The sequence below is a fragment of the Streptomyces sp. NPDC001480 genome (genome assembly GCF_042894725.1).
Classification (GTDB): domain Bacteria; phylum Actinomycetota; class Actinomycetes; order Streptomycetales; family Streptomycetaceae; genus Streptomyces.
In genome coordinates this window covers 118,168-143,187 of the sequence record NZ_JBIAVX010000001.1, presented here as the reverse complement: position 1 = coordinate 143,187, position 25,020 = coordinate 118,168, and the positions used below count along the sequence as shown (strand labels likewise).

The 25,020-nt window shown below is 72.3% G+C and carries 24 protein-coding genes; 12 read left to right on the top strand and 12 right to left on the bottom strand.

Annotated elements, in window-relative coordinates; translation table 11 throughout:
* Window positions 1-88: 88 nt before the first annotated feature.
* Complete coding sequence (locus ACFY01_RS00680; protein ID WP_390733430.1) at window positions 89-445, bottom strand: hypothetical protein; 357 nt, start codon at window positions 443-445, stop codon at window positions 89-91.
* Window positions 442-2,073: a cytochrome c oxidase subunit I gene (gene ctaD / locus ACFY01_RS00675; protein WP_390733429.1), complete on the bottom strand. Its 1,632-nt coding sequence runs from the start codon at window positions 2,071-2,073 to the stop codon at window positions 442-444. The genes ACFY01_RS00680 and ctaD overlap by 4 nt, the downstream gene beginning before the upstream one ends.
* A gap of 106 nt (window positions 2,074-2,179) precedes the next feature.
* On the opposite strand from ctaD, the gene ACFY01_RS00670 reads away from it, so the two are divergent.
* Window positions 2,180-2,728: an RNA polymerase sigma factor gene (locus tag ACFY01_RS00670; RefSeq protein WP_390733428.1), complete on the top strand. Its 549-nt coding sequence runs from the start codon at window positions 2,180-2,182 to the stop codon at window positions 2,726-2,728.
* Entirely contained in the window at window positions 2,721-3,695 is a 975-nt protein-coding gene (locus ACFY01_RS00665; protein ID WP_390733427.1) for a CU044_5270 family protein, read from the top strand. The genes ACFY01_RS00670 and ACFY01_RS00665 overlap by 8 nt, the downstream gene beginning before the upstream one ends.
* Before the next feature lie 350 nt (window positions 3,696-4,045).
* Here the strand turns inward: ACFY01_RS00665 and ACFY01_RS00660 are convergent, their stop codons facing one another.
* Both ACFY01_RS00660 and ACFY01_RS00655 read right to left on the bottom strand, forming a co-directional pair.
* Window positions 4,046-4,408, bottom strand: coding sequence for a nuclear transport factor 2 family protein (locus ACFY01_RS00660; protein ID WP_390733426.1), 363 nt, complete (start codon window positions 4,406-4,408; stop codon window positions 4,046-4,048).
* Window positions 4,409-4,525: 117 nt separating this feature from the next.
* Window positions 4,526-6,283 (bottom strand): ABC transporter ATP-binding protein, encoded by a 1,758-nt coding sequence (locus tag ACFY01_RS00655; RefSeq protein WP_390733425.1) that lies wholly within the window; start codon window positions 6,281-6,283, stop codon window positions 4,526-4,528.
* Window positions 6,284-6,441: 158 nt separating this feature from the next.
* Here ACFY01_RS00655 and ACFY01_RS00650 point away from each other — a divergent pair, with 158 nt between their 5' ends.
* The 3 genes from ACFY01_RS00650 to ACFY01_RS00640 all read left to right on the top strand — a co-directional run bounded on the left by ACFY01_RS00650 (window position 6,442) and on the right by ACFY01_RS00640 (window position 9,146).
* Entirely contained in the window at window positions 6,442-7,527 is a 1,086-nt protein-coding gene (locus ACFY01_RS00650) for an S-(hydroxymethyl)mycothiol dehydrogenase (protein ID WP_390733424.1), read from the top strand.
* On the top strand, window positions 7,527-8,156 hold the full coding sequence (locus ACFY01_RS00645; RefSeq protein ID WP_390733423.1) for an MBL fold metallo-hydrolase: 630 nt from the start codon (window positions 7,527-7,529) through the stop codon (window positions 8,154-8,156). Before ACFY01_RS00650 ends, ACFY01_RS00645 begins: the two co-directional genes overlap by 1 nt.
* A 75-nt stretch (window positions 8,157-8,231) precedes the next feature.
* Complete coding sequence (locus tag ACFY01_RS00640; protein ID WP_390733422.1) at window positions 8,232-9,146, top strand: SDR family oxidoreductase; 915 nt, start codon at window positions 8,232-8,234, stop codon at window positions 9,144-9,146.
* 152 nt (window positions 9,147-9,298) lie between these two features.
* Here the strand turns inward: ACFY01_RS00640 and ACFY01_RS00635 are convergent, their stop codons facing one another.
* Complete coding sequence (locus tag ACFY01_RS00635) at window positions 9,299-9,838, bottom strand: hypothetical protein (RefSeq protein ID WP_390733421.1); 540 nt, start codon at window positions 9,836-9,838, stop codon at window positions 9,299-9,301.
* Between the two features lie 50 nt (window positions 9,839-9,888).
* On the opposite strand from ACFY01_RS00635, the gene ACFY01_RS00630 reads away from it, so the two are divergent.
* Window positions 9,889-10,677, top strand: coding sequence for an SDR family NAD(P)-dependent oxidoreductase (locus ACFY01_RS00630; RefSeq protein ID WP_390733420.1), 789 nt, complete (start codon window positions 9,889-9,891; stop codon window positions 10,675-10,677).
* Window positions 10,678-10,681: 4 nt separating this feature from the next.
* Here the strand turns inward: ACFY01_RS00630 and ACFY01_RS00625 are convergent, their stop codons facing one another.
* Window positions 10,682-12,070, bottom strand: a complete 1,389-nt coding sequence (locus ACFY01_RS00625) for a pyridoxal phosphate-dependent decarboxylase family protein (protein ID WP_390733419.1) — start codon at window positions 12,068-12,070, stop codon at window positions 10,682-10,684.
* A gap of 189 nt (window positions 12,071-12,259) precedes the next feature.
* On the opposite strand from ACFY01_RS00625, the gene ACFY01_RS00620 reads away from it, so the two are divergent.
* Window positions 12,260-12,955, top strand: coding sequence for a L,D-transpeptidase family protein (locus tag ACFY01_RS00620; protein WP_390733418.1), 696 nt, complete (start codon window positions 12,260-12,262; stop codon window positions 12,953-12,955).
* 4 nt (window positions 12,956-12,959) lie between these two features.
* Here the strand turns inward: ACFY01_RS00620 and ACFY01_RS00615 are convergent, their stop codons facing one another.
* Window positions 12,960-14,171 (bottom strand): Gfo/Idh/MocA family protein, encoded by a 1,212-nt coding sequence (locus ACFY01_RS00615; RefSeq protein WP_390733417.1) that lies wholly within the window; start codon window positions 14,169-14,171, stop codon window positions 12,960-12,962.
* A 99-nt stretch (window positions 14,172-14,270) separates the two neighbouring features.
* Here ACFY01_RS00615 and ACFY01_RS00610 point away from each other — a divergent pair, with 99 nt between their 5' ends.
* Both ACFY01_RS00610 and ACFY01_RS00605 read left to right on the top strand, forming a co-directional pair.
* Window positions 14,271-15,440, top strand: coding sequence for an ROK family protein (locus tag ACFY01_RS00610; RefSeq protein ID WP_390733416.1), 1,170 nt, complete (start codon window positions 14,271-14,273; stop codon window positions 15,438-15,440).
* 110 nt (window positions 15,441-15,550) lie between these two features.
* Window positions 15,551-15,736, top strand: coding sequence for a hypothetical protein (locus tag ACFY01_RS00605; protein ID WP_390733415.1), 186 nt, complete (start codon window positions 15,551-15,553; stop codon window positions 15,734-15,736).
* Between the two features lie 59 nt (window positions 15,737-15,795).
* On the opposite strand, the gene ACFY01_RS00600 is transcribed toward ACFY01_RS00605, so the two are convergent.
* Both ACFY01_RS00600 and ACFY01_RS00595 read right to left on the bottom strand, forming a co-directional pair.
* Window positions 15,796-17,172: a S1 family peptidase gene (locus ACFY01_RS00600; protein WP_390733414.1), complete on the bottom strand. Its 1,377-nt coding sequence runs from the start codon at window positions 17,170-17,172 to the stop codon at window positions 15,796-15,798.
* 128 nt (window positions 17,173-17,300) lie between these two features.
* A complete protein-coding gene (locus ACFY01_RS00595; RefSeq protein WP_390733413.1) occupies window positions 17,301-18,131 on the bottom strand; it encodes an SAM-dependent methyltransferase in 831 nt (276 codons plus the stop codon).
* A gap of 154 nt (window positions 18,132-18,285) precedes the next feature.
* On the opposite strand from ACFY01_RS00595, the gene ACFY01_RS00590 reads away from it, so the two are divergent.
* Genes ACFY01_RS00590 through ACFY01_RS00580 form a run of 3 tightly spaced genes read left to right on the top strand, consistent with a single transcriptional unit; the run spans window position 18,286 to window position 20,677 of the window.
* Entirely contained in the window at window positions 18,286-19,464 is a 1,179-nt protein-coding gene (locus ACFY01_RS00590) for a MalY/PatB family protein (protein ID WP_390733412.1), read from the top strand.
* 58 nt (window positions 19,465-19,522) lie between these two features.
* Window positions 19,523-20,281 carry a type 1 glutamine amidotransferase domain-containing protein gene (locus ACFY01_RS00585; RefSeq protein ID WP_390733411.1) on the top strand — a complete coding sequence of 253 codons (759 nt, stop codon included), beginning with the start codon at window positions 19,523-19,525 and terminating at the stop codon, window positions 20,279-20,281.
* A gap of 9 nt (window positions 20,282-20,290) precedes the next feature.
* A complete protein-coding gene (locus ACFY01_RS00580; protein WP_390733410.1) occupies window positions 20,291-20,677 on the top strand; it encodes a PPOX class F420-dependent oxidoreductase in 387 nt (128 codons plus the stop codon).
* A 90-nt stretch (window positions 20,678-20,767) separates the two neighbouring features.
* On the opposite strand, the gene ACFY01_RS00575 is transcribed toward ACFY01_RS00580, so the two are convergent.
* From ACFY01_RS00575 to ACFY01_RS00565, 3 genes are all read right to left on the bottom strand, one after another.
* Complete coding sequence (locus ACFY01_RS00575; protein WP_390733409.1) at window positions 20,768-23,542, bottom strand: alpha/beta hydrolase family protein; 2,775 nt, start codon at window positions 23,540-23,542, stop codon at window positions 20,768-20,770.
* Window positions 23,543-23,722: 180 nt separating this feature from the next.
* Window positions 23,723-24,136: a Zn-ribbon domain-containing OB-fold protein gene (locus ACFY01_RS00570; protein ID WP_390733408.1), complete on the bottom strand. Its 414-nt coding sequence runs from the start codon at window positions 24,134-24,136 to the stop codon at window positions 23,723-23,725.
* Between the two features lie 171 nt (window positions 24,137-24,307).
* Entirely contained in the window at window positions 24,308-25,018 is a 711-nt protein-coding gene (locus ACFY01_RS00565) for a TetR family transcriptional regulator (protein ID WP_390733407.1), read from the bottom strand.
* Window positions 25,019-25,020: the final 2 nt, after the last annotated feature.

The following is a 25,020-nucleotide window of genomic DNA, read 5'->3' as shown; positions in this document are numbered from 1 at the left end:
CCGATCCTGTATCCCGGCTGTCGGACACCAGGGTAGGGGAGCGGGCGGAGCCTGACGCTCGATCCACGATCCATGTGACTCGAACTAGTCACCGCCGGCACAGGGACAGCATCACCAGGTCCGCCGCCGCCAACAGGGCGCACCCCAGCACGAACCAGGCCGACAGCCGCTGCCGCAGGCGACGGTACGCCGTCTCGTAGGTCCTGCGCAGCTCCTCGCCGCGCTGGGCGGTGCGGCGCCACGAGGTGCCGGCCAGCGCGAGGTACTCGGTCTCCAACTGGTCGGTCAGGTCCTGGCGTTGAGCGGCCGTCAGCCAGCCGAGCCGGGCGGTCACCCGGTCCGCGGCCGTGCGGCCCTCCTCCCGGGCGGACGCGAGCAGCAGGTGGCCCTCGATCTCGTGGACGAGGGCGCGCGCGTCGGAGGAGTCGTCGTCCATGGTCGTCATGACGCGGTCGACTCCCGTGCCGGGGAAGGGGTTTCCAGCTCGGGGTGATGCAGGTCGAAGGCCGGGGACTCGCTGCGGATGCGGGGGAGGGTGACGAAGTTGTGGCGGGGCGGTGGGCAGGAGGTCGCCCACTCCAGGGAGCGGCCGTAGCCCCAGGGGTCGTCGGTCTCGATCCTCTCGCCGTACCTGGCGGTCTTCCAGACGTTGTAGAAGAAGGGCAGCAGGGACGAGCCCAGCAGGAAGGAGAAGACCGTCGAGACGGTGTTGAGCGTCGTCAGGCCCTCGACCGCGAGATAGTCGGGGATCCGGCGCTGCATGCCGTTCACGCCCAGCCAGTGCTGGACCAGGAAGGTGCCGTGGAAGCCGGTGAACAGCGTCCAGAAGGTGACCTTGCCGAGGCGTTCGTCCAGCATCCTGCCGGTGAACTTCGGCCACCAGAAGTGGAATCCGGCGAACATCGCGAAGACCACGGTGCCGAAGACGACGTAGTGGAAGTGGGCCACCACGAAGTACGAGTCGGAGATCGCGAAGTCGAGCGGCGGCGAGGCGAGCATGACGCCGGTGAGCCCGCCGAAGACGAACGTGACCAGGAAGCCCATGACCCACAGCATCGGCGTCTCGAAGGACAGGCTCCCGTGCCACATGGTGCCGATCCAGTTGAAGAATTTCACCCCGGTCGGGACCGCGATCAGGAAGGTCATGAAGGAGAAGAACGGAAGGAGCACGCCACCGGTGACGTACATGTGGTGCGCCCACACCGTCACGGACAGACCGGCGATCGAGATGGTCGCGGCGATCAGCCCCGTGTAGCCGAACATCGGCTTCCGTGAGAACACCGGGATGATCTCGCTGACGATGCCGAAGAACGGCAGGGCGATGATGTACACCTCCGGATGGCCGAAGAACCAGAAGAGGTGTTGCCACAGCAGCGCCCCGCCGCCCGCGGCGTCGAAGACGTGGGCACCGAACTTGCGGTCCGCCTCCAGGGCGAACAGGGCCGCGGCCAGGACCGGGAAGGCGAGCAGGACCAGGACACCGGTCAGCAGCACGTTCCAGGTGAAGATCGGCATGCGGAACATGGTCATGCCGGGCGCGCGCATGCAGATGATCGTGGTGATGAAGTTGACCGAGCCGAGGATCGTGCCGAAGCCGGAGAAGGCCAGACCCATGATCCACATGTCGGCGCCGACGCCGGGGCTGCGGATGGCGTCCGACAGCGGGGCGTAGGCGAACCAGCCGAAGTCGGCCGCGCCCTGCGGCGTGAGGAAGCCGCCCACGGCGATGAGCGAGCCGAACAGGTACAGCCAGTAGGCGAACATGTTCAGCCGCGGGAAGGCGACGTCCGGCGCGCCGATCTGCAACGGCATGATCCAGTTGGCGAAGCCGGCGAACAGCGGGGTCGCGAACATCAGCAGCATGATCGTGCCGTGCATCGTGAACGCCTGGTTGAACTGCTCGTTCGACATGATCTGAAGGCCCGGCCGGGCCAGCTCGGCGCGCATCAGCAGCGCCAGCACGCCACCGACGCAGAAGAACGCGAACGACGTCACGAGGTACAGCGTGCCGATCGTCTTGTGGTCCGTGGTCGTCAGCCACCGGACGGCCCTGATGTCTCTGATCCTCTTCACGCCACGCCTGTGTCCGCGACCCCCACCCGGCGTCACACCCCGGGGACGCGAGGAGAATCACGGACACAGGTGTGACGATCGAGCGGGTGCCGGACACGAACCGAACATGAGCAACGACGAGACCTTCGCCGCTGCCTATCGCGAGCACTACTGGGCGGTCAGCCGCTATGTCGCGCGGCGACTGGACGGGCGGACCAGCGAGGTGGAGGAAGTGGTGGCGGATGTGTTCACGGTCGCCTGGCGGCGCCGGGCGGACCTGCCGCCGTCACCGCTGCCCTGGCTGTACGGCGTGGCACGTAACTGCCTGGCGAACGCGGTACGCGGATACGGGCGCCGGCGCCGGCTGGTGGACCGGCTGGGCAACGACGAGACCGCGCACGGCAGGCACATCGTGGACAGCCCCGACGCCGAGGCTCCCGGCGCCTGGGTGCACGACGCGCTGGCCCGGCTGTCCCCGGCCGATCAGGAGGTGCTGCGGCTGACCGCGTGGGAGGAGCTCGGCGTCGACGAGGTCGCCGTCGCCCTCGGCTGCGGCAGACGCGCCGCGGCGATGCGCCTGCACCGGGCCCGCCGCCGGCTGAGAGCCGAGATCGACCGAACGCAACCCGCCGGCGCCGCCGCGGCGGCATCCACTGAGGAACACCGCCATGGCTGACGAACTCGACCTGCTGCGCGACGCCAACCCGGTGCCCGCCGACGGCCCCCACTTCGGCGACGGCCCGCTGGACCACCACGCCGAACGGCACCTGAACCGGCTGCTGCACGACGCCCACCCCGGCCGGCGCCACCCGCACCCCCGGCTGGCGTGGGGCCTCGCGGCCACCGCCGTCGTCGTGGCGACCGCCCTGACCGTGCTGCTCGGCGGCCCCGGTCCCACCCCCGCCGTGGCCGCGCCCCGCCCGCTCGTGGTCGAGGCCGGCTCCAGGCCCGTACCACTGAAGCAGCTGGCCGAACTGGCCGCGGCGGCCGCGTCGGACGGCTCCCCGGGCCTGCGCAAGGGCACCCATGTGCAGATGTGGGCCATGGGCATGAGCGACGACAAGCCGCCCGTCACGCTGCCCGAGGAACGCGTGGTCCGCTGGCGGGCGGACGACAGCCACACGGAGCTCGTCGTCGCCACCGACCCGCTGCACCCCGGCCGCCCGGTCCTCAGCGACGACGGCGACGAGCCGCACCTGGTCGAGGACGGCCACGTCATCAGCAGACAGACGTATCCGCCCAGCTGGAGCGACGCCCCGCCCGAGGCCCGGCCCCCGCACGATGCCGCACGACTGCGCGCCTACCTCACCGAGACCGTACGCTCCGACTCCCTGACCACGCCCGAACTGATGGACGCCGTCCAGGAGTTGCTCGACCACTGGACACTCGGCGCCCGCGAGTCCGCGGCGCTCGTCCGGCTCCTCGCGGACGCCGGGGACCTGCGTCCGGCCGGCCGGGTGACGGACCGGCTCGGGCGGCCCGGCCAGGCCTACGTCTACGAGGGCATGGGCAGCCGGCGCATGCTGATCCTGGACCCGGCCACCGGCGCCGTCCTCGGCCTGGAGTTCATGGCCACCGCGGCCGACCCCGAGTACGGCCTGAAGGCCGGGGACGTCATGGAGTACAGAGCCTGGATGCGCTGACCACACCCGCGGCAGGCGGTGCCGGCCCGCATCGCCGGGGGAGCGTGCCGGGGAACCGGTCGCGTTTCAGGGCGACTTGGGACGCCGCAGAAGCGCGAGGCCCGCGGTTCACCGCGTCAGAGCGCGCCGCCTTCGCAGCGCGTGCCGCCTCGGCGGAAGCGGACGCGGCCGCGGCCGGGGGCGCGCCGCTCGCAGCACCGACCGGAGGAGAGCGGCGGACACCGTCCGACCTGCCGCGGAAGCCGGCCGCAGCCGCCGAGGCCGAGCGCGGCGCGCGTGTCCCAGGGCCGCCCGGGCCGAGAAGGTCCAGGTCAGCCGGGAGCTGACCTGGACCCGCGCGGTTCTGCTGCCTATTCGTCCCATGCCTGGATCATGATCTGTTCGGCGATCTTCCCCTCGCGCAGGGTGATCATCGACTCGGCGAGGACCCGGACGCCGTCCGCGTACTCGCAGGACTCGCTGAAGGCGGCGCGTTCGCCCTGCACGACGCAGCCGTCCAGCTTGTGCGTCATGTCGCGGCTGTACACGTCGTCCAGCATCGCCGCGATCTCGCCGCGGCCGTGCAGCACCTTCGGGTGACTGGGCTGGGAGTCGCGGTCGACGATGCGGATCTCCGCGTCGTCGGCGTAGAGCGACAGCAAGGTGTTCTTGCCGCCCTCTATCCCGCGACGCAGGGTGTCGGTGTCGAAGGTGGAGCCTGTCGCGCTGCCCATGGTGACCTCCTTCGGAGCCCGCGGCCCGAGGCGGAACGGGCCGCGCCGGTCCCTCCTTCGAGACTCCTCCGCCCCCGCGGCCTCGGCAAGCGCAGGGGGCGCGCCCCGCGCCCGGCGTCAGCCGGCCGTCGCCAGGAACTGTGTCGCCGCCAGTTCCGCGTACAACGGATCGGATGTCACCAGTTCCCGGTGCGTGCCCAGCGCGCGCACCCGGCCCGCGTCCATGACCACGATCCGGTCGGCCATGGTGACCGTGGACAGCCGGTGCGCGACCACCAGGACGGTCGTGGACCGCGCCACGTCGGCGACCGTGTCCCTCAGCGCCGCCTCGTTCACCGCGTCCAGCTGCGAGGTCGCCTCGTCCAGGAGCAGCAGCCGCGGCCGGCGCAGCAGCGCCCGGGCGATCGCCACCCGCTGCCGCTCGCCGCCCGACAGCTTGGTCCCGCGGTGCCCGACCAGCGTGTCCAGACCCTGCGGCAGCCGGGCGACCAGTCCGTCCAGGCGGGTCGTCTTCACCACCCGCGCCACCGCGTCCTCGTCCGCCTCCGGATTGCCCAGCAGCAGGTTGTCCCGCAGCGAGCCCGACAGCACGGGCGCGTCCTGCTCCACGTACCCGATGGCGGACCGCAGCCGGGGCAGCTCCCAGGCCGCGAGGTCGAGACCGTCGAGGGTGATGACACCGGAGTCGGGGTCGTAGAACCGCTCGATCAGCGAGAACACGGTGGTCTTGCCCGCGCCGGACGGCCCGACGAAGGCCGTCATGCCGCGCGCCGGTATCTCGAAGCTGACCCCGTGGTGCACGTACGGCAGGTCGTCGGCGTACCGGAAGCGTACGTCCGCGAAGGCGAGCGAGGCCGGTTCGGCCCCGGCGGACGGCAACGGGACGGGCCCGGACTCCGGTTCGGCCGGCAGCCGCAGTGCCTCCTGGATACGGGCGAGCGCGCCCGCGCCCGTCTGGTACTGGGTGACGGCGCCCACGACCTGCTGGATCGGCGACATCAGATAGAAGACGTACAGCAGGAACGCCACCAGCGTGCCCACGTCGATCGAGCCGGTCGCCACCCGCGCCCCGCCGACCGCGAGGACCGTGATGAAGGCGATCTGCATGGCCAGCCCGGCCGTGTTGCCCGCCGCGGCCGACCACTTGGCGGCCCGCACGCTCTGCCGCCACGACTCCTCGGCCGCCGCGTGCAGCGTGGCCTCCTCGCGGTGCTCCGCGCCCGACGCCTTCACCGTGCGCAGCGCGCCGAGCACCCGCTCCAGTGAGGCCCCCATCACCCCGACCGCGTCCTGCGCCCGCCGGCTGGCCCGGTTGATGCGCGGCACGATCGCCCCCAGCACGGTGCCCGCGGCCACGACCACCCCCAGCGTCACGGCGAGCAGCACGGGGTCGACCAGGCCCATCATGACCACCGTGGCGACCAGCGTGAGCCCGCCGGTGCCGAGCGCGACCAGCGAGTCGGTGGTGACCTCGCGCAGCAGGGTGGTGTCGGAGGTGATCCGGGCCATCAGGTCGCCCGGCTCGCTGCGGTCCACCGCGACGATCCGCAGCCGCAGCAGATACGACGACAGGGTGCGCCGCGCGCCCAGCACCACCGACTCGGCGGTGCGCCGCAGCACGTACGAACCCAGCGCGCCCACCACCGCGTTGGCGACGACCAGACCCGCCATGCCCAGCAACGGACCGGTGATCGACCGGTCGTGCGCCAGGTCGCCGATGAGTCCCCGCGCCACCAGCGGCAGCAGCAGCCCGGTCGCCCCGGTCAGCAGGGAGAGCACCGCGCCCGCCAACAGGGCCCAGCGGTGGGGTCTTGCGTAGCCGAGGAGCAGCCGCCACGCGGGCGGCTGTGTCGTGTCCGTCGCCGGGTCGCTCACAGGGTTCCCTGTCCTCAGGAGGTGAGTGGAGGCTCCAGGCTAGGTCGGTCGTGAGCCCGGTGGAGAAAGATTTCTCCGGTGGGCGCCGCTCCCTGCCGTACTGATCAGTCACGCGTAGGGTCGGCAGTGCAGGAGCATCGACGGAAGGAGCCGGCACCATGGCGCAGGAAGTACGCGGCGTGATCGCACCGGGCAAGGACCAGCCCGTGCGGATCGAGACGATCGTCGTACCGGACCCGGGACCGGGGGAAGCCGTGGTACGGGTCCAGGCCTGCGGCGTCTGTCATACCGACCTGCACTACAAGCAGGGCGGCATCAGTGACGACTTCCCCTTCCTGCTCGGGCACGAGGCGGCGGGCGTGGTGGAGTCGGTGGGCGACGGTGTCACCGATGTGGCGCCCGGGGACTTCGTGGTCCTCAACTGGCGTGCGGTGTGCGGCCAGTGCCGGGCCTGTCTGCGCGGGCGGCCCTGGTACTGCTTCAACACGCACAACGCGAGGCAGAAGATGACCCTGACCGACGGCACCGAGCTGTCTCCGGCCCTGGGCATCGGCGCCTTCGCGGAGAAGACGCTGGTCGCGGCCGGGCAGTGCACCAAGGTCGACCCGTCGGTCTCCCCGCAGGTGGCCGGCCTGCTGGGCTGCGGCGTGATGGCCGGCATCGGGGCCGCGATCAACACCGGGAACGTCGGCCGCGGCGACTCGGTCGCCGTGATCGGCTGCGGCGGCGTCGGGGACGCGGCCATCGCCGGGTCCGAGCTGGCCGGCGCGGCGAAGATCATCGCGGTGGACATCGACGACCGCAAGCTGGACACGGCCCGGGAACTGGGCGCCACCCACACGGTCAACTCCCGGCAGACCGACCCGATCGAGGCGATCCGCGAGCTGACCGGCGGCTTCGGCGCCGACGTGGTCATCGAGGCGGTCGGCCGCCCGGAGACGTACAAGCAGGCCTTCTACGCCCGCGACCTGGCCGGCACGGTCGTCCTGGTCGGCGTGCCCACCCCGGAGATGAAGCTCGAACTTCCGCTGCTGGACGTGTTCGGCCGCGGCGGCGCCCTGAAGTCCTCCTGGTACGGCGACTGCCTGCCGAGCCGTGACTTCCCCATGCTGATCGATCTGCACCTCCAGGGGCGGCTGCCGCTGGAGAAGTTCGTCACGGAGACCATCCAGCTCGACGAGGTGGAGAAGGCGTTCGAGCGGATGCACCACGGCGACGTGCTGCGCTCGGTGGTGGTGCTGTGATGGCCGCGCGCATCGAACGCCTCGTCACCTCCGGGCAGTTCACCCTCGACGGCGGCACCTGGGACGTCGACAACAACGTGTGGCTCGTCGGCGACGACCACGAGGTCGTCGTCATCGACGCGGCCCACGACGCCGACGCCATCGCCGAGGCCGTCGGCGACCGCCGGCTGACGGCGATCGTGTGCACCCACGCCCACAACGACCACATCGACGCCGCGCCCGCCCTCGCGGACCGCACCGGCGCCACGATCTGGCTGCACCCCGACGACCTTCCCCTGTGGAAGCTCACCCACCCCGGCCGCGACCCCGACGCCCACCTGGCCGACGGGCAGGTCATCGAGGCGGCCGGCGCCGACCTCACCGTGCTGCACACGCCCGGCCACGCGCCCGGCGCGGTCTGCCTGTACGACCCCGGTCTGGGCGCCGTCTTCACCGGCGACACCCTCTTCCAGGGCGGCCCCGGCGCCACCGGCCGTTCCTACTCCCACTTCCCGACCATCATCGACTCCATCCGTGACCGTCTCCTCGCCCTGCCGCCGGAGACCAAGGTCCTCACCGGCCACGGCGACCCGACCACCATCGGGGACGAGGCACCCCACCTGGAGGAGTGGATCAAGCGCGGCCACTGAAAGGCGACAGAAGGTGTCCGGTTTCCCGGCGAACCTGGACGGTGACAGCAGTCGTACGCGTACGGGAGGCCGGACATGCCGGGTCCACTGGAAGGCAAGGTCGCGCTGGTCGCGGGGGCGACGCGCGGGGCGGGGCGGGGGATCGCCGTGGAGCTCGGCGCGGCCGGCGCCACCGTCTACGTCACCGGACGCAGCACGCGCGCGCGACGCTCGGAGTACGACCGCCCCGAGACCGTCGAGGACACCGCCGACCTGGTCACCGAGGCCGGCGGCCGGGGCATCCCCGTGGCCGCCGACCACCTGGACCCCGTGCAGGTCCGCGCCCTCGTCGACCGGATCGCCCGCGAGTCCGGGCGCCTCGACGTCCTGGTCAACGACATCTGGGGCGCCGAGCACCTCTTCGCCTGGGACACCCCGGTCTGGGAGCACGACCTCGACAAGGGCCTCAGACTGCTCCGCCTCGCCGTCGAGACCCACGCGATCACCAGCCACCACGCCCTGCCGCTGCTGCTGCGCCGCCCCGGCGGGCTGGTCGTCGAGGTGACCGACGGCACCGCCGACTACAACCGCGACACCTACCGGGTGAACCTCTTCTACGACCTGGCCAAGGCCTCCGTCCTGCGCATGGCCTTCGCCCTCGGTCACGAACTCGGCCCGCGCGGTGCCACCGCCGTGGCGCTGACCCCGGGCTGGATGCGTTCGGAGATCATGCTCGACACCTTCGGGGTACGGGAGGACAACTGGCGCGACGCCCTCGCCCGCGAGCCCCACTTCGCCATCTCCGAGACCCCCCGCTACATCGGCCGGGCCGTGGCCGCCCTCGCCACCGACCCGGACGTCGCCCGCTTCAACGGCACGTCCCTCTCCAGCGGCGGCCTCGCCCAGCAGTACGGCTTCACGGACCTCGACGGCAGCCGCCCGGACGCCTGGCGGTACCTGGTGGAGATCCAGGACGCGGGCAAGCCGGCGGACGCGGCGGGCTACCGCTGACCGCGGGGCCGTGTGGCAGCCGTCGCGTCCGGCGCGCTGGTGTTCCGGCGTTTCCGGCCGGGCCTGGGCGTGGTGCGTGCGTTTGCGCATGAGACGGCAGTCGGGTGGACGTCGGCGACGACGGGTGGAGGCAAGCCGGCCGGCACGGCGGGCTACCGCTGACCGTTCACCGGCGGCAGGGGCCAGCGGGCCGAGTGGCCCGGTGGGAGGGCCAGGTCCTCGCGGACGGCCGTGTAGTAGCCCTCGCGGCCGGCCCGCTGCCGTTCCAGGAGTTCCTGCCAGGCCTCGGGGTCGCGAGTCCGTTCCCGCAGGAACCGCTCCATCTCCATCAGTGTCACGACCCACACCCGGGCCTTCTCCACCACCGCCGTGCTGCCCAGCAGGAGCAGCGCCTCCCCGGCGGGGTCCCGGGCGAGGCCGGCCTCGGCCAGCAGGGGTGCCGCCTCCTGAGGGGACAGCGGATGCGGGTGCGGGTCGTTGCCGAGGTGGGCGGCGACCCGGTACGTCAGCGTGACCGCCTTCTTCAGCGTGCGCGCGTAGTCGGTGTACACGGCCAGCCGCCGCTCCTCCCAGCGGGCCGCCTGCTCGCGCCGGAACCGTGCCTGGTCTCCCCGTACCACCGCCAGGTACGATCCGAGCGCGCCGATCACGACGCCTATCAGGGCCGGGAGTTGCTGTATGAACGCGGACATGCGCGCACGCTACCTGCCCTGTTGATCGTCCCGCCCGTACCGTCTGTCCCATGACCGATCTCAAGCGCTTCGCAGGACAGGGAGTTCTCGTCACGGGCGCCGCCCGCGGCATCGGCGCGGCCGTCGCCCGGCGCCTCGCGGAGGAGGGCGGACGGGTAATGGCGACCGACCGGGACCTGCCCGAGGCGGAGCGGACCGCGGCCGGGCTGCGGCAGCGGGGGCTGGCGGTGGAGGCGTACGCGTGCGACGTCGCCGGCCGGGAGTCCGTGGAGGCGGCCGTCGCGCACGCCGTCGGCGCCCTCGGCTCGCTCGACGTGCTGGTCAACTGCGCCGCCCACTGCACCCCGGACGTGCCGCTCTTCGAGGACGACCCCGACGAGGCGTGGGCCCGCGACCTCGACATCACCCTCACCGGCGCCTACCGCTGCTGCCGCGCCGCGCTGCCCCATCTCGCCGCCTGTGGACGTGGTGCCATCGTCAGCGTGGGCTCCGTCAACGGCCTGCGGGACTTCGGCAACCACGCCTACAGCGCCGCCAAGGCCGGTCTCGGCTCCCTCACCCGGACCCTCGCCGGGCACGCGGCGGCCCGTGGTGTCCGGGTGAACCTCGTGGCGCCGGGCACGGTCCGCACCTCCGCCTGGGAAGGACGGGACGACGACCTCGACGCCGTCCGCGCCCTGTACCCGCTGGGCCGGGTCGGCGAACCGGACGACATCGCCGCCGCGGTCGCCTTCCTCGCCTCCGGCGACGCCGCCTGGATCACCGGCACCACCCTGGTGGTCGACGGCGGACTCACCGCCGTGCACACCGGGTTCCATGCCGCTGTCCACCAACGCTGACCGCTCAGAGGGCTGTTGCCGCCAGCACGTCCACCACCCGCCGCGTATCGGCATCCGTGGTACGCCAGTTGGAGAACGCCGCCCGCAGCCCCGGCACCCCGCCGTACACGGTCGGCGTGAGGAACGCCTCGCCGGAGTCCGCGACGGCCCGCGCCAGCGCGTCCACCCGCTCCGGCGTGGGATCGTCGGCGAGGGTGAAGCACACGACGTTGAGCCGGACCGGAGCCAGCAGCCGCAGCCCCGGCAGGGCGTCGACGGCCGCGCCGAGCCGCCGGGCGAGGGCGATGTTCCGCTCGACGATCTCGCGATGGCCCTCGCGGCCGTAGGCGACCAGGGAGAACCAGGCGGGCAGGGCACGCAGCCGCCGGGAGTTCTCCGGTGTCAGATGCAGGAAGTCGGGCTCGCCGGCCGGGAGGCCGAGATAGGGCGAGGCGTTGTGGAACACCGCCACCTGGAGATCGCGGCGGCGGGTGAACTGGACGGCGGCGTCGTAGGGGACGTTGAGCCACTTGTGCAGGTCCACGCAGACCGAGTCCGCCCCGTCCAGCCCGTCCACGAGGTGCGCGTACGCGGGGGACAGCGCGGCGAAGCCGCCGAACGCCGCGTCCACGTGCAGCCAGAAGTCGTACCGCTCCTTCAGGGCGGAGATCGCCCGCAGGTCGTCGAAGTCGACGGTGTTCACGGTGCCCGCGTTCGCCACCACGATCGCGGGCCGGCCGCCCAGTTCGGCCAGCGCGGCGTCGAGCGCGGCCACGTCGACGGCCTCGCGGCCGCCCGGCAGCGACGGCACGGTCCGCAGCCGACCGCGCCCGATGCCGAGGACGGACATCGCCTTGGACACGCTGGAGTGCGGGGTGCCGGAGAGCACGTCGACCGGGCCGAGCGCGGCGGCACCGTCCCGGGAGACGTCCACGCCCAGCCGCTCGCCCAGCCACTCCCGGGCGATGGCCAGGCCCACCGTGTTCGACACGGTCGCCCCGGTGACGAACGCCCCGCTGTGCGCCTCGCCCAGCCCGAACAGCTCCCGCAGCCAGGCCACCGTCTCGCGTTCCAGAGCCGCCGCCCAGGAGCCGGCGGCACCGGAGGCGTTCTGGTCGAACACGGCCGTCAGCCAGTCCCCGGTGACGGAGGCGGGCGTCGCACCGCCGGTGACGAAACCCAGGTAGCGAGGGCCCGCCGAGCCCGAGAAGCCCGGCGCCCACCGCTCGGCGAAGCGCGCGAGGGCACCCTCCGCCCCGGCGCCCTCGGCCGGCAGGGGCGCCCCTTGCGGCGCCGACTCCGCGTGGGCGACCGGCCGTTCGGCCAGGCCGTCCAACTCTCGGGCGGCGAAGTCGCGTGTGGAAGCCAGGAGTTGGGGGAGCCGGAAGAGGTCGTCGGCGAGAGTGGGGTGCATGAGCCGCAGCGTACGAGGGACGGGAGGCCGGCCACCCGGTCCACTTCGGGAGAACTGGCCTGATACACGGTGACGAAATTCACCGGTTCGTCACAGAGTGATTGTTCCTACAACCGTCGTCACCCGACATCGGTCTAGTCATCGGGCATCGTGGGAATGATGACCGGGACAGAAGGGCGGAAGGTAGGCATGGGGGACATACGCAGACGCAGCGCTGTAGCGCTGGGCATCACCGGAATCGTGGCACCGCTCACCCTCGCGCTGGGCACCGCTCCGGCGCAGGCGGCGAGTTGTACGACGCAGGCGGGTCCGTACCAGAAGCAGGTGGAGAAGTTCCTCGGCCGTCCGGTCGACGGGAAGCAGTCCTCCGCCGACTGCAAGGCGATCCAGGCCTTCCAGAACAAGCACGGCATCACGCCCGCCGTCGGCTACGCGGGTCCCGTCACCTGGGGCGTGATGGACCTCATGAACAAGCAGAAGGCCGTCGGGAACGACCCCAACAAGGACGGCAAGTGCCCGGTGAACAAGGGCCGCATCGCCTGCGTGAACCTCACCCTCCAGCTGAGCTGGGTCCAGGACGGCGACAAGCTGGTCTACGGCCCGGTGCCGGTGCGCACCGGCCGGAACGGGTTCGAGACCCGCACCGGCCTGAAGAAGATCTACTGGCGGGACATCGACCACGTCTCGAGCGTCTACAACGTGCCGATGCCCTACAGCCAGTTCTTCGACGGCGGCCAGGCCTTCCACTCGGTGAACCTCAGCATGTGGAACCCGCCGGGCTCGCACGGCTGCGTCAACATGACCACCAAGGACGCCAAGAAGTACTGGTCGCTGCTGAAGACCGGCGACGACGTCTTCGTCTACGGCCGCAAGCCGGGCACCTGACCCGTCATCCCCGGGGCGCGTCCCCGAAGTCCGGGATCTCCAGCCTGACCCCGCCCTGCCGCGCGGACTCGTGCGCGACGATGCCCGGCAGGGTGTAGCGGGCCGCGACCCAGGCGTTGACCGACGGCAGGGTGCGGGTGCCCACGGCGGTCACGAAGTCGTCCACCAGGAAGTGGTGGCTGCCCTCGTGGCCGTTGTGCAAGTGGTCGAACGCCCTCGGCAGCCGGGACCGGTCGTGCACCGGCGCCGACCCGGAGGTGAAGGCCGCCCGCAGCTCCGGGGCGATGTGCTGGAGCGAGGGGTCGTCCGGAGACATCGTGGGCTTGGGCTCCAGCAGCTCCGTGATGTCCTTCACGCCCTTCTTGTCCTGCCACAGCGCGACCGTGGCGAGCTGCTCCATGCTCGCCTCCGTGCCGAAGAACCTAAAGCGCGATTCCCGTATGTGGGAGGGGTAGCCGACCCGCCGGAACTCGTTCGTACGGAACGATCCGCCGCCCGCCACCTCGAACAGCGCGGTCGCGTTGGAGAAGTCGTTGCCGAACTGGCTGACCTCCTTGTCGAACACGCCGTCCCCGCGCTCGTCGACCACGCCGATCGCCGACACGCTCACCGCGTGCGTCCCCCAGGCGCCGAGCACCCCGCCCACCGAGTGCGTCGGATACAGCAGCGGCGGATAGCTGGCGGTCGCCTTCCAGTTCTCGCCACCGCTGTACTGGTACGCCTCGTAGAACCCCAGGTCCATGTCGTGGACGTAGTCGCCCTCGGCGTAGAACAGCCGCCCGAAGGCGCCCTCGGCGATTCTGTTGCGGGCGTGCACGGTCGCCGGGTTGTACTGGCTCGTCTCGCCCATCATGTAGGTCAGCCCGGTCGCCCGGACCGCTTCGATGATCGCCGCGATCTCCTCCGTGCTGATCGCCATCGGCACGGCGCTGTACACGTGCTTCCCGGCGTTCAGCGCCCGCAGGACCAGCGGGCCGTGGGTCCAGCGCTGTGTGAAGATCGCGACCGCGTCCACCGTCGGCGACTCCAGCATGGCCTCGTACGAGGGGAAGGTGCCGGCGAGTCCCTGCGCGGCGGCGAGCCGCTCGGCCCGCTCCGGCAGCAGGTCGGTGACGAACACGTCGCCGACCCCTGGGTGGGCCTGGAACAGCGTGGCGAACTGGCCGGAGAACTGTCCGGCTCCGACGATGCCGAGGGAAAAGGTCTTGGGTGTCATGTATTTACTTTTGAAGCAAAAGAATCTAGGTGTCAAGAGGCCTGCGGACGCGCGCATCCGTCTTCCTGTTGCTCGGCCTGGATGGCAGACTTATTTCTGATGCAAAAACAATCCACGAGCCTCGGATGGCACCCACTGAGCCCCGCGGAGCGCTCCGTGGCGATCGAGGTGCTCGTCCACGGCCCCCTCTCGCGCACCGAGCTCGCCCGACGGCTGCACCTCTCGGCGGGCAGCCTCACCCGGCTGACCAAACCGCTGACCGAGTCCGGGCTGCTGGTCGAGGCGCCCGAGGCGGGCACCGCGGACCGGACCCGGCAGGGGCGCCCCTCGCAGCCCCTGGACATCGTGGCCGGATCCCGGGCCTTCCTCGGGTTCAAGGTCACCGGCGACATGGTCTACGGCGTCGTCACCACGCTGCGCAGCGAGGTCGTCGCCCGGCTCGACCGCCCGCTCACCGGTCATGACCCCGCCGAGGTGGCCGACGTGCTGGCCGCGATGGCGGCCGAGCTCGCCGCCGGCGCCCCCGCCCCGCTCGCGGGCATCGGCATCGGTGTGGGGGGCCTGGTGCGGGAGCGCGCCGTGGTCGGCGAGTCGCCCTACCTGGGCTGGCGGGACGTGCCCCTGGCCCGGCTGGTGGGGGAGCGCACCGGGCTGCCGGTGGTGGTCGAGAACGACGTCGCCGCCCTAGTGGAGGCCGAGACGTGGTTCGGGGCGGGCCGCGGCCTCGACCGCTTCGTGGTGCTGACGATCGGGGCCGGCATCGGCTACGGGCTGGTGCTCGGCGGCAAGCGGGTGCCCCACGCCGAGGAGGACCACGGCTTCGGGCGCCACTGGATCATCCAGCCCCACGGGCCGCTCACCCCGGACGGCGCGCGCGGCAGCGCCGTGTCCCTCCTCACGATCCCCAGCATCCGCTACCAGATCCGGGCCGCCACCGGCCGCGACGCGACGTACGAGGAGATCCTCGCCCGCGCCGCCGACGGGGAGCCGATGGCCGCGCGGGTGATCGACGAGGCGGCGCGGGCGCTCGGCACGCTGGTCGCCCAGATCGCCAACTTCGTGATGCCACAGAAGATCCTGCTCGCCGGGGAAGGGGTCGGGCTGATGGACGTGGCCGGCACGGCGGTGCACGAGGGCATCGGGGCGGGCCGCCATCCGCTGGCCGCGCCGGTCGCGCTGGAGACGAAGGTCTCCGACTTCCACGACTGGGCGCGGGGGGCGGCCGTGCCGGCGATCCAGGTGCTGGTGCTCGGCGGCGTCGGGAGCTGAACTCGCCGTAGCTCTCCGCTCTCTTGAGCTCTCTTGACGTGACGAGTAACACGGTCCGTAATGTCCGGATTCCCCGTACTTACTCACGGCGCCTTCACGTCGATCGGCATATGCTTCACACCATGTCCACCACTGTTGAAGCCGCCTCCGAGCGATCGGCCGCGGAGGTCAACGAGGAGATCCGGGCCCTGTGGCTCCGGTCGGGCGGGACACTGACCACCGAGCAGCGCGAGGAGTACCAGCGGCTCGTGATGGAGTGGGCCGCCGCCGCTCCTCCGTCGGACCACGCGGCCTGATCCGCCGACCCCTCCGGCACCGTCCAGGGCACCCGTGAGCACACGGGTGCCCTTCTTCGTCAGCCCCAGGTCGCCGAGTAGTACCGCTGGTACGCCCTGCGGTCCTGCTCCGAGCGGATGTAGCGCGTCGCGACCAGCGCGATCAGGCTGCCCGCGATCACCAGCAGGCCGGGGCCGACGTTCCTGGTGTCGGTGAGGCTGGACAGGAAGGTGGTCCCCTGCGCGGTCCCGGTGGCCGGGGCCGACGAGCCGGGGGAGGCGGCGCTGGGCGCGACGGCGCTCTGGGTGGCCGAGGACGAAGGCGCGGACGGGGCGTTCTGGCCGCCCGTGGCGTTCTGCGCCGACACGATCAGCTGGACGCCGAGCGCCGACATGGCCTTGGTGATCGGCTGGAAGAAGGTCGTACCGCCCGCCGTGCAGTCACCGCTGCCGCCCGAGGTCACGCCCAGCGCGATGCCCTCCGAGAACATGGGGCCGCCGCTGTCGCCCGGTTCGGCGCACACATTGGTCTGGATCAGGCCGGTGACGGTGCCCTCGGGGTAGTTCACGGTCGCGTTGAGCCCGGTCACCGTCCCGTCGTGCAGCCCGCTCGTGCTGCCGCTGCGGAACACCCGCTGCCCGACCGTGGGATCGGCCGCGCCGGTGATCCGGACGCCGTTGCCGTTGCCGATGGCGACCACGTCGGCACCGTCCCCGGCCTTCCCGGACGCGTACTGGATGAGGGAGAAGTCGTTCCCGGGGAAGTTGCTCTGGAGCGTCGTACCCAGCTGCTGGTTGCCCTGGTTGTCGGCGAACCAGGTGGACCCGGAGGGACCGCAGTGGCCCGCCGTGAGGATGAAGTCGCTCTTGCCGTTGGTGACGTTGAAGCCCGCCGAGCAGCGGCCGGTGGTCGACAGGATCGGCTGCGCCCCGTTGAGGCGGGTGGTGAAGGTGTTCTGGGTGCGCTCCATGCGCACATAGCCGCCGATGCCCTTCGCCACCTTGGACAGCCGCTTCCAGTCGGCGGCCGACACGGTCTTGTCGGCCTGCACCACGACCTCGTTGGTCTTGTAGTCCACGGACCACGCCGTGCCGGCCACGCGGGGCGCCGCACGCAGTGCGGCGGTGGCCGACTTCAGCTCGTTCATGCTGTGGTCGACGACCTTCGGCTCGGCCCCCGCCTTCTTCACCATGGCCGCGGCCTTGTCGTCGGTGACCGCGACGACCGGATTCCCGTCCGCGCCGATCCAGCTGCCCGCCGTACGGGAGGTGCCGAGCTTCGCCACCAGCGCGGTGCCGGTGTTCCCGGCCCGCTCCGCCGTACTGAACGGCGCGGCGGACGTGCCGGGAGTCTCACTCGCCATGGCCTGGGTGACCATGACGCCTCCCAGCAGGAGTCCGCCGACCGCCGCCAGCTGTGTCACCCGCCGGACGACCCGTCGTCGTGCGTGCCTCATCGCATGGCTCCCGAACCCCGAACGCGCGGTGCCTGGACAACACCGCGGGGCCCTCCGGTCGTTGAGCGCCCTGTCCTTCATACGTGGCCCGGGGCGAGGGCGTTCACCGCACCGGTGATCTTCTTCGGTCAGCTCTTGCGGCCCACCCCGCCGAACATGGCCACCTCCTCCGGCTCGGCCCCGTGGGCGTGCTCCGGGCGCCAGCGCGAGCAGGACACCACGCCCGGCTCCAGCAGGTCGAGGCCGTCGAAGAAGCGGGCGACGTCCTCGGGGGTGCGCTGGGTGAGCTTCGGCGTACCGTGCTCGTTCCAGAACTTCACCGCCTCGTCCACGTCGGGCATCGCCGGGCTGGTGACGGTGTGCGACAGCACCAGGTGGCTGCCGGCGGGCAACCGGTCCACCAGCCGCCGGACCAGGCCGTACGGATCCTCGTCGTCGCCGACGAAGATGACCACGCCGAGCAGCATCAGCGCGACCGGCTCGCCGAAGTCCAGCGTCTTCGCGGCGTGCTCGAAGATCGCGTCGACATTGCGCAGGTCCTCGTCGAGGTAGTCGGTGCGGCCCTCGGGAGTGCTGGTGAGCAGGGCCCGCGCGTGGGCGAGGACCAGCGGGTCGTTGTCGACGTACACGATCCGGCTCTCGGGGGCGACACGCTGGGCGACCTCGTGCGTGTTGTCGGCGGTGGGCAGGCCGGTGCCGATGTCCAGGAACTGGCGGATGCCGACGTCACCCGCCAGATGCCGCACGGCCCGCCCCAGGAACAGCCGGTCAGCGCGGGCGTACTCCCCGATCCCCGGGTGCAGCGCGCGGATCTGGTCACCGGCCGCGCGGTCGACCTCGTAGTTGTCCTTGCCGCCGAGCCAGTAGTTCCAGATCCTGGCCGTGTGCGGCTGGTCGGTGTTGATGCGGGCGCGCAGCGACACGGCGACGTCGTTGGTGACTGCCGGGTTCTCGGTCACTTCGGTCAGCTCCTGTGGGCCTGATGAGTGGTACAGGGGTCAAAAGGCAATCTAGACGCCGGAGTTGATCTCCGCCGGTCGTCCGGCGCTTTGCACGGCACGCGGCGGCCCCGCCCCGTACCGGGTCGCGCCCCGGGCCGCCTATCTTGGCCTCATGACCAGCACCCCGCACGGCACACCGGGCGAACCCGACCCCCTGCGCGTGCTCACCCTCGACCGCCTCCGATGTCGTACGAGCATGAAATGGCGCACCTATCCCGAGGACGTGCTGCCGATGTGGGTCGCCGAGATGGACGTGCCGCTCGCCCCGGCCGTGGTCCGCGCCGTCACCGACGCGCTGGAACTCGGTGACACCGGCTATCCGGCGGGCACCGCCTACGCCGAGGCGCTGGCCGCGTTCGCCGACGGGCGGTGGGGCTGGGACGGGCTCGCCGTGGAACGCACCGCGATCGTGCCCGACGTGATGCTGGGCGTCGTCGAGATGCTGAAACTGGTCACCGGGCCCGGTGACCCGGTGGTGGTCAACCCGCCGGTCTATCCGCCGTTCTTCCAGTTCGTCACGCACATGGACCGGCGCGTGGTGGAGGCCCCGCTCGGTGCGGGGCTGCGGATCGACCTCGGTGTCCTTCAGGAGGCCTTCCGTACGGCGGTCGCCGGCGGCGGGCGGGCCGCGTACCTGCTGTGCAGCCCGCACAACCCGACCGGTACGGTGCACACCGCCGAGGAACTGGCCGCCGTCGCCGCGCTCGCCGCACGGTACGGCGTGCGGGTCGTGGCCGACGAGATCCACGCCCCGGTGGTCGCCGCCGGCGCCGCCTTCGTGCCGTATCTGAGCGTGCCGGGCGGGGAGCACGGCCTGTCGCTGATGTCGGCGTCCAAGGCCTGGAACCTGGCCGGGCTCAAGGCCGCGCTGGCCGTCGCCGGACCGTCGGCCGCCGCCGACCTGGCCCGGCTGCCCGAGGAGGTGAGCCACGGCCCGAGCCATGTCGGCGTCATCGCCCACACGGCCGCCCTGCGGGACGGCACGCCCTGGCTGGACGCCCTGCTGGCCGGCCTCGACGACAACCGGCGGCTGCTCGCCCGGCTGCTGGCCGAGCACCTGCCCGCGATCCGGCACCGCCCCGCCGAGGCCACCTACCTGGCCTGGCTCGACTGCCGGGCCCTCGGCCTGGGGGACGACCCGGCGGAGGTCTTCCTGGAGCGTGGCCGGGTCGCCCTCAGCTCCGGCATCCCGTTCGGCACGGGCGGAGCCGGGCACGTACGGCTGAACCTGGCGACCTCACCGGAGGTGATCACGGAAGGGGTGCGGCGGATGGCGGCGGCGCTCGGATGACGGCGGTGCTCGGGCGGCGGGTGCCGCTCGGGTGACGCGGTCCTGACATGATGGGCCCATGCGCGTGCTGATGCCGCTCCCCGACCGGGACTTCGACGTGACCGAGGTGGCCGTGCCCTGGCGGCTGCTGACCCACGCGGGGCACGAGGTCGTCTTCGCCACCGAACACGCCGGGACCCGGCCCGCCGCCGACCCCCGGCTGCTCACCGGCGTCCTGTTCGGGCAGCTGGGCGCGGCGGACGAGCCCAAACGGTTCTACGAAGCGCTGTGCGCGGCACCGGAGTTCACCGCCACACAGGGCTGGGCGGACGTGGACGTGGCCGACTTCGACGGCCTGCTGCTGCCGGGCGGACACGCACCCGGCATGCGGCAGTACCTCGGCTCGGCCGTACTGCGTTCCCAGGTCGCCCGGTTCTGGACGCTGGACCGTCCCGTCGGAGCGATCTGCCACGGCGTCCTGGTGGCGGCCCGCACCGAGGACCCGGCGACCGGCCGCAGCGTGCTCGCGGGACGGCGCACGACCTGCCTGCCCAAGTACATGGAACGCTCCGCCTACTGGACCACCGCCTGGCGGCTGGGCCGCTACTACCGCACCTACCCCGCCTACGTCGAGGACGAAGTGCGCTCCGCCCTCGACGACCCGGCCCGGCAGTTCGCGCGTGGACCCCGGGAGCTCACCCGGCGCGGCACCGCGGACGACGACACGCACGCCTTCACCGTGCAGGACGGTAACTACCTGTCGGCGCGCTGGCCGGGCGACGCCTACCTCTTCGCCCGCCGCTATCTCGCCCTGCTCGGCCCGGCGGCGTCCTCCTAGACTGCGGGTATGGACGACTCGTCGCTGGATCGGCTCTCCGCGGGCAAGTACCTGCTCGTCACCAGCTACCGCAAGGACGGCTCCCCGGTCGCCACTCCGGTCTGGGTGGTGAGGGACGGGGCCGCGCTCGGCGTCTGGACGGTCGCGGACTCCTGGAAGGTCAAGCGCATCCGCCGCCGCCCGGACGTCCTCGTCGGCCCCTGCGACGTGCGCGGCCGGCCGACCGGCGACCAGGTTCCCGCCACCGCGGAGATCGGCGACGCGGCCACGGCCGAGCGCTACCGGGGCCTCATCGCCCGCAAGTACGGCATCGCCGGCCGCCTGACACTGCTGGGCAGCCGGCTGCGCCGGGGGCGGGAGGGGACCGTGGGCATCACGGTCACCCTCACGCCCTGACGGAGCGGGCCGCGAAAGGCCGACGGGGCCGCGGCTCGTGCGCCGCGACCCCGCCGGTGTGCCGTACGTGCCGTACGTGTGCGTACGCCGTTACGAGGCGTCCAGCACGGTGCCGTCCAGGACCAGCCCGCCGGACTGCGGGTCGCCCTGCTCGTCGAGCTGCTGGAAGCGCACCGTCTCAGCGGACTCCGCGACCCGGTCCTTGACAGTGGGCAGGGTCACGTCGGTGCTCAGCTTGCCCGCCGGGACGTCCACCCACAGGTACAGGCCGTCCACCTTGGACAGCGGCCGCTCCGGGTCCGGCGACGCGCCCGAGGTGTCCCTGAGCCACGCCGGGTCGACGTCCTTGGTGGACAGCTCCGTCCCGGAGACCGGGACCGCCGCGAACGCCGTCCCCAGGTCCACGTCGGCGGCCTCCGACAGGGAGACCCGCCACTTCAGGGCCTGCCCCTCGGTGACCCGGCCGGCCACCGGGGTCACGGTGATCCTGGGCGCGGGGTCGTCGTCGTGGACGGTGATCCCACCGTGGTGGGAGCCGACGACCGTGCCCTTCACCGCCTTGACCAGGATGTCGTGCGGCACGTCGGCGCCGTACCGCGTGTTCCCCTCGACCTTGACCGGTACGTCGATGTCGTGACCGCCGGGCCGGACCGTCACCAGCCGGTCCTTCGCCTGCCCGGTGGCCGGGTCGACGACGTACACGCGCACCTGGCCGCTGCCCTGCCCGGACACCTGGACCGGCACCCGGTAGGTGCGCACGCCCGAGTCGCCCTCGTCGACCGTGGTCCGGCCGACGTCCACGCGCGACAGCTTCGCAGTGCCCGCCGCCGGTGTGCCGGGCCGCCAGCCCCAGGCGTCCATCAGCCAGGCCTGCCCCGACCGTGAACGCGGCGTCAGCCGCAGGGACTTGACGTGGCGCAGGTCGAGCCCGGCGCGGCCGGCCGCCGCCAGCGGCACGTGCAGTTCGCGCGCCCAGTACGACGCGGTCCGGTCACTGCCGGGCAGCCCGTCCACCCGCACCCGGCCGAGCGTCGCGGTGCGGCCGGAGGCGTCGGTGAGAGCCACGTCCAGCTGCGTCCCGGAGGTGTTCGGCGGGACGATGACCCGCAGCGCCAGCGCCTTGGCGCCGCCGAGGGAGACGGGCCGGGCGGTGCCGATCCGCGCCGGGGAACCGGACGACGTCCAGCGCAGCGCGACCGCGTGCCGACCGGACTCCTTCCCCGTCTCCCACATGGCGAAGTGCGGCGAACTGCCCTTGGTGTTCCGGCCGAGGCAGGCGACGGCCGGAGCGGGGTCGACCGCGGAGCACAGCCGCGCGCCGGACACGAGGACCTGGCCGGCCGGGTCGTCCGGCAGGAACCGGGCACCCCGGTTCGCGCCGACCGCGTGGCTGAGCACCCGCGCCGGGTCCGCCGACGGGGCCCGCCGGCCCGAACCGTCGAGCAGTGGACGCACCCGGTCGTCGCCGGCGACGAACAGCCGGGCGGCGGCCGCGATGTAGGTGGAGCCCGCCTTGTGCTGCTGGTTCGCGGTCAGCCGGGTGGCCGCGCCCTTCTTGCACACCGGGTCCGGGTGGTCCGGGTCGTCCCCGAAGTCGTCCTCGGCGGGGGCCTGCGCCTGCCCCGGCGTCCACTCGGTGTTGAAGAAGTTGTGGTTGGCGCCGATCACGTAGACCGCGCTGTGCAGGGCGGCGCCCCGGCTGACCCCGCGGGTGCCGTCGACGTACACCTCGCCCTGGAGGTCGGAGACGTCACCGTCGCAGCCGGGCAGGACCGACACCGACGGCACGTCGGCGACCGGGTTCTGGCCGAAGACGGTGGGGCCGATCAGTGCGGTGCCGCTGATGTGCCAGCGCACCGGGCCGTGGTAGCCGTCCTGGTCCGCGGGCGGCGGGTAGAGACTGTCCATCGCGGCCCGGTTGACACCCTCGCCGCCCCGGGAGTGCCCGACCAGCAGGACGCGGGACAGATCGGCGCGCGGCGCGTCACGGACCACCGCCGGCGCGGTACCAGGGTGTTCGGCCCAGTCGGCCCACCGCGCCAGGTGCAGCCGCACCAGCGACGAACGGGCCTGCGCGCCGCCGTCCTCGGCGGCCCAGTCCTGGCCGTTGATGCCGTTGGCGGAGATCGACACCGTCACATAGCCCTGCGAGGCCAGCAGCTTCTGGTCGCGCAGGTAGCCGCGGTGGCTGGGCACCGGCTTGGTGCCCCTCTTGCAGGGCCAGTCGCCGGTGGCGTCGCCGTTCGCGGCGTAGCAGGTGTAGTGACGTCCGTGCAGGAACAGCGCCAGCGGCCTGCGCCCGGTGGCCCCGGACGGCGCCACGACCACGCCCTTCATCTCGACCGGCTCCGAAAAGCCGGGGATCCGTACCGACTTGAGCGTGTACTCGCCGGTCACGGTCCGGTACCGGCCGGGCTTGCCGGGGTCGACGCCGTTCGCGGGCAGCGGGGCGGGGAGCCGGGCCGCCGCCGTGCCGGGGTCCTGTGCCGCGGTGTCCGCCCCCGCGTCCAGCCGCCGCCCGCCCGACCACACTTGAAGGTTCTTCAGGTCGGCCGGCCGCGCGCCGTCGAGGCCGAGCCGGAAACTGTGCCCGTCCTTCCCCGGCGCCGGAACGCCCAGCAACCGTCCCGCGGTACGGAACTCCACGCGCGCGTCGCCCATGGGCACCCGCGCGGCCGACCGCCACACCAGCTCCGGTGCCGAGCGGGCACCGGCGATGCGCCAGCCCGGTGGCAGCCCCTCGTCGGCCGCGTTCACCGACGGCCCTGCGCCTGCCCGCTGTCGAGCCTGTGCCAGCCCTGGAGATCCTGCCGCCACCGCGAGTAACACCGCGGCGGTGACCCATATTCGCCGGGCACGGACCACTGTTCCCCTCCTCGGACGCCGAGTTCGGGCACCCCGGCCGTCCCGGGGGCCCCTCGCGTTCCGGAGGACGGGAAGAGGCGACTGCGGGTTGCCTGTGAGGCGGAGGTGAATCCCGCGGTGATCCGCGGTGATCCGCGGTGGTCGTCGATGTCCTCAGTGGTCGAACCCGGAGGGGAGACGTCAGCGCCAGGCGCGGTACGGCTCGTCGAGCAACTGGAAGACGGGCTCGCTCCGCACCGGGTCCTTCGCCGTGGACAACTGCACACGGTCCCCGCTGTGGATGCCGATGGGCGGCCCCATCACCCGTCCCCGGACCACGAAGCCCTCGGCCATCTCGATCAGGGACACATTGCGCGCGGCGGGCGTGTTGCGGTGCACCACGGTCGAGTGGCGGACCGTGCCCACGCCCTCGCTGCGCTCGGTGCGCAGGTCGCTGCCCTGACAGACCGGACACAGCAGCCGGTGGTACATGGCGGTGCCGCACCAGTTGCAGCGCTGGAAGACGAGGGCGCCCGAGTCCGCGGCCTGGGGGTCGAGGACGCCGGTCGCGGAGCCGCCCGCCGGACGAGCGGAGCTTCCTGAATGGTGGTACACGCTGGTCAACTCCCTGCGCTCGGCCGGAATCCGCGTGCCCGGCACCGGCCGCGCACACGCGTGCCCGGTTCACCGTGCCACCGTGCACGCCGACAGAGTATGGCACTCAGTGCCACTCGTAAAGGCACTCCGTACCCCCAATTTGTGTAGGGTTCCGGGGCACGTACCGGATCAGCCCCGGCCGAGCGCGGACTCCAGCTCCTGCACCACCCGCCACAGCGGCGCCCCGCGCCTGGAGACCAGCACGATCACGTCCTCGGACCGCTGCTCGCCCGGCACCACCACGGAGGGCCGGCCGAAGGCGGACTGCACGTACCCCAGCGCGTGGTCCACCGTCGCGCTCGCGTCGCTCTCGCCGCCCGAACGCAGCCAGGAGCGCAGCGCGTTGTTGTGCGCCGCGACCACCGCCGCCGCGATCACGTCGGCCCGCAGCGCACCCTCGGGCCGGCCGGCGAAGCGGCCGCGCAGATACTCGGCGAGCGCCCGCTCGTAGCGCCAGACCACCGACAGTTCGTACGCGCGCAGCCCCGGCACCTTCTTGGTGAGCCGGTAGCGCTGCACGGAGAAGTCGGGGTTCTCCGCGTACATCCGCAGCACCAGCCGGGCCGCGTCGCAGACCCGCCGCACCGGCTCGTGCTCCTCGCCGCCGGCGGCCAGGAAGGCGGTCATGTCGGACAGGCAGCGCTCGTGGTCGGGGAAGACCACGTCCTCCTTGGAGGGGAAGTAGCGGAAGAACGAGCGCCGGCCGACCCCCGCGAGGGCCACGATGTCGTCCACCGTGGTCTGTTCGTAGCCGCGTTCCAGGAACAGCCGGAAGGCCGCCGCCACCAGGGCGTCCCGCATGGGCGGCTTCGCGGCCGCCGCCGCGCTGCTGGAGCTCATGG